This window comes from Desulfobacula sp. (assembly GCF_021107415.1).
This window is the reverse complement of sequence record NZ_JAIOSW010000023.1, coordinates 1-4272: the sequence shown is the minus strand read 5'-3', so window position 1 is coordinate 4272 and position 4272 is coordinate 1. Positions and strand designations below refer to the sequence as shown.

General features: G+C 37.0%; 4 protein-coding genes. All 4 read left to right on the top strand.

Going from position 1 to position 4272, the window contains the following annotated elements; genetic code table 11:
* Window positions 1–870 precede the first annotated feature (870 nt).
* The gene (locus K8S13_RS01230) at window positions 871–1656 is read left to right on the top strand and encodes a methyltransferase domain-containing protein (RefSeq protein WP_291459816.1); all 786 of its coding nucleotides are present in this window, start codon (window positions 871–873) and stop codon (window positions 1654–1656) included.
* Between the two features lie 165 nt (window positions 1657–1821).
* The gene (locus K8S13_RS01225) at window positions 1822–2517 is read left to right on the top strand and encodes an HAD-IA family hydrolase (RefSeq protein WP_291459814.1); all 696 of its coding nucleotides are present in this window, start codon (window positions 1822–1824) and stop codon (window positions 2515–2517) included.
* A gap of 471 nt (window positions 2518–2988) precedes the next feature.
* Window positions 2989–3738: an endonuclease/exonuclease/phosphatase family protein gene (locus K8S13_RS01220; RefSeq protein ID WP_291459812.1), complete on the top strand. Its 750-nt coding sequence runs from the start codon at window positions 2989–2991 to the stop codon at window positions 3736–3738.
* A gap of 183 nt (window positions 3739–3921) precedes the next feature.
* Window positions 3922–4272: carboxyl transferase domain-containing protein (locus tag K8S13_RS01215; RefSeq protein WP_291459811.1), on the top strand; the 351-nt coding region annotated here is incomplete at its 3' end.

Sequence of the window (4272 nt, the reverse complement as noted above, 5' to 3'; positions counted from 1 at the left end):
TATCTCCTTTTTCGATGTAAGCACTTTCTTTTTCAATATCCGTGAGCTCCAGAGCTACAGCAGTCCCATCTAAAAGTATAATATTGGGCTCGAATGTGAACCAACCACCCCAGGCACTTCCGCTAATGATAATAAGAACCATAAAAACGAAACCTATCTTTTTGATAATCCCACTCATTCTATACGTCCTCCTTAATTTATGCACCAAGGTTAAAATTTTATTAAACCACTTATCCCCATGAAAAGTAAACGATAAAAATTAAAACCGTTAATTCCGTGCTTTTTTCTTCGCGGTGTTCTATATTTTCTGCCAACATTAGCCAAAGGTATATCTCAGCTATGTTTTTTATATAGACAGTAACGCGCGGGTTTAACCGGCTCAAGTATTATTACCAAATCTCTAATGATCACTGGCCCTATAATTATTTAAGAATACCAAATATAATCTTAATCATTCAGGGCCGAAATTCATGCGCGAGGGCGGCCACTATGTCATTATTGGGTCATGAATTTTGAGCTTTCACCCATACTTTGATCTTCCAGTAGTCGCTTTTTTTACAAATCAAAAAGTTTCGAATACTTGCATTTGCCAGAATCGCTTTTCGTCAGAATTATTGTTTCCAATATTTTTTGTATCCTCAAGGATTTGGGAATCTGAAATCTCTCGATAGGGATAATTATTCTTGACTGCTGAAATTATATATGGCTTGAAATGGACTAAAGATACAGACTAATGCTAAAAGATATAGGTACCTTTTAAAAATTTTTGTTTCAGCTTTTGATAATTGGCAAAACAATCGCTTTTGACATACTTATAAATAAATTAAAAAAGAGCTTAATCTCAGGTGTACAATATTAGGGGAGGATCAGATGAAAATATTTGAAGAATTAGAAGAAAAAGAAGATCAACTCATTTTAGCCTTTTTAACAACAATTTTGACTAAAAATAATATCAAATCAATCTGTGATTATGGATGTGGAGATGGCCGAATATTAAAACTGTTAAAAGACAAGTATCCAAATACAATCAAATATACAGGAATTGATTTCTGGTCCAGCGAGTTCAGTAATAAAGAAATGCCTGAAAGTGAGGACCAGATTAATTTTATAGATAATGGAAGTCCAAATATTGGAAAATTTTTAGAAACCAATTGTTTTGATATTGTTTTTTCATCCTATGCGCTTCATCATTTCAGGTTTCCAATTAAAGAACTTAAACGTATGGAAAGCCTAATCAGTCCTAATGGTTTTTTGGTTTTATTTGATATTTACAGAGATTACACAGATGAAAAAATTGTTGCAGATAATGTATTTTTTTGTCACAGCCAGATGATGATGGCTATGAGAGGCAGCTATCACAGGATTCCCTATACAAAAGATGAAATTTCAGATTTATTGCTTGCACTTGATATGAAATTTACTGAACAGAGAATATTAAAGCTTAAGCTAACTGATAAAGAGCTTGAACAATATGCTGATGCCGTCCCGGTATGGATGAAAGAAGTAGCTGAAAAAGCTTTAATAGAAGATGAATCAAAAAATGTACATCCAGATATAATGAATGTGTTTAAGTCTTCCAGAGAATTTACAGCAGAGTTAATGAAAAAACATGGATCAACACCGAACAATTTATTAGTTACAGCAGCAAGAAAATGAAATTAACTATTGGATAATAATACTTGATCACCAATATGCTATGATTAGCTTTAGAAGATTAACTCTGTGTCCAATTTTTTGGGGAGGATTCAGATCATCCGTTGATATGAGTGTGCAGGTTGGCAACATTAAAACAATCAGCTATGATTAAGAAAAGGAGGACAAATGGGACGTACAAAATTTCATGGCCGCAGAACAGGGGCATTCATTTTTGACCTCGACGGGACTCTGGTCAATACAGCAAAAGATATTGCGATTTCTGCAAATTTTACCCGTATTTATTTTGAATTGCCTGAGATTCCTGAGGCTGTTGCCGTTAGATATATTGGTGATGGTGTTGAAAAGCTTTTGCAGCGGATGCTGTGTCATGACAAAAGACAGACTAATCCAGATGAGATAGTTGAGGGAATAGCTGTTTTCAGTGAACACTACGGAAACCACCTGCTTGATAACTCAGCACCATATCCGGGTGTATTGCCTACACTGGAATATTTTCGACACCTGCCAATTATGGTTGCAACCAACAAACCAAGTGAATTTACTTCCAAAATTCTGGAATCCTTTAATATAACTCCCACGTTTCGGAAGATTGTCGCTGGCGATGATGTTGTCAGAAAAAAACCTGATCCCGAGATGTTGATTAAGTGCATGAAGGGACTGGACATTGCCCCTTCAGATGTTGTAATGGTTGGCGATCATCCCAACGACATTATAGCAGCGCGCGAGTACGGAGCAATGAGTGTGGGTTGTCTTTACGGGCTGGTTGATCCAGATGTTGTCAAATCAGAAAAACCTGATTTGACAATTGAAAATTTTTCAGAACTTAAAACCCTTTTTCCTTCATTCGATACGTTGGAGTAACTTTGCACCCGTATTCCCTGACATAGCCGATCTTCTTTAATAATACTGTGACTTTGATTTTTTTCCACACAAGATGTTGGGGGTAAGGTATTAATCGCCTTGCTCCTCTTAATACATACTTAATCGTAATACCTTCGAGTCAAAGATACTTGCATCAATATGACTTCAAATTTTATCGAAAAATGATCTTGATTTGTATCGGTATCCTTAATATTTCATGGTGTTGACTATGTCTATAAGTCCGGAAATATTGCAAGTTTTGCAAAATAGAGTGTTAAAGTTCATTCTTTATGTGTATTAAAGGCCCCGCACAAGATGAAAACAGGGTTCTAATCCATCTATGGCGAGTGGTAAAAAAAGTTAATAGAACCATTTAAAAATTTTCCTTTAATATTCCCCATGATTTCATATATACTTTTTTTAATAGTTGAATATGAGAATAAATTGCTGTGAATGGAGGCAAATAGAAGAATGGCTGTAAAAGAAAACGATTATTCCGTTATGACCCTGAATCTCAGATTCGGTCTTGCCAATGATGGTGATAATTCATGGGAAAACAGAAAACTATTGTGGCCTGAGCTTCTCAAACGTTATCCCTCAAGCTTTCTGGGAATCCAGGAATCCAACCATTTTCAAACTAAATTTTTAATACAAAATTTATCGGACCATCATTTCATCGGTTGGCACAACCCTTCAAAGGAACGGTGGCAAAGCAATCTTATCTTTTATCACAAGAACTGGGAATGCGTGAAAAACAAACATTATTTTTTAACTGAAACACCGGATGTTGAATCCAAAATGCCCGGCAGCAAATGGCCCCGGCAATGTGTCATAGGGCTTTTCCAAAACGCATCCCGCAGGATCATTATTGCCAACACGCATTTTGATTTTACAGAATCTATTCAGGAAAAAAGTGCTGCATTTGTGATCAGGTTCCTGTCTGAATTCCCAAAAGACTGCCCCGTGATCATCACCGGAGATTTCAACTCAAATCCAGGCGGTAAAGCCCATAGTGTTTTCCAGACAAACGGCTTTGCCGAAGTATTTGACAATCACCATTCAACCACATTCCATAAATTCATTGGCGAAGCAACCCTGGACCATATTGACTGGATATTATATCGCGGTAATATAAAAGTTATCCGTAAAAAAATTATCATGGACTCATTTTCCGGTCGGTACCCGTCAGACCATTATCCGGTTATGGCGGTTTTTCAATAATTGTCTGATCTACACCTTTAAAAGGATCAGTATTAGTTATAAAATCCATCCCAAAATAATACTTGACACCTGACAATTGTATACAGTATACAATTATTAATAATCCGTCATGAAAACTTAAAATTCAATTCAATAATTCATGGCCTTATTAAAGCGGATATAACTTAAAATTAAGGATCGATCATGACCGCGAAAACACACCAGGAAGAACTTGAAAGATTAAAGAGCCTTCAACAGAAAGCATTCATGGGGGGCGGCGAAAAAGCGAGAGACCGCCAGCGTTCAAAGGGAAAACTGACCCCGAGAGAACGGCTTGACCTGTTGTTTGATAAGAATAGTTTTGTGGAATTAAATGACCTGGCCGAGAGCCAGTGCATGGATTTTGGTATGGAGAAAAGAAAAGTCCCCGGAGATGGTGTGGTAACCGGTTTTGGTACCATTGACGGACGAACCGCCTTTGCATATGCCCGGGATGCAACAGTTCTGGGCGGATCAGTCGGGACGATTCATGGCCAGAAAATCTGTAGGATCATG

Bases quoted from the DNA above. Each gene is read 5' to 3' on its own strand.
- K8S13_RS01225 (WP_291459814.1), top strand. From the start codon at position 1,822: ATGGGACGTACAAAATTTCATGGCCGCAGAACAGGGGCATTCATTTTT.
- K8S13_RS01220 (WP_291459812.1), top strand. From the start codon at position 2,989: ATGGCTGTAAAAGAAAACGATTATTCCGTTATGACCCTGAATCTCAGA.
- K8S13_RS01230 (WP_291459816.1), top strand. From the start codon at position 871: ATGAAAATATTTGAAGAATTAGAAGAAAAAGAAGATCAACTCATTTTA.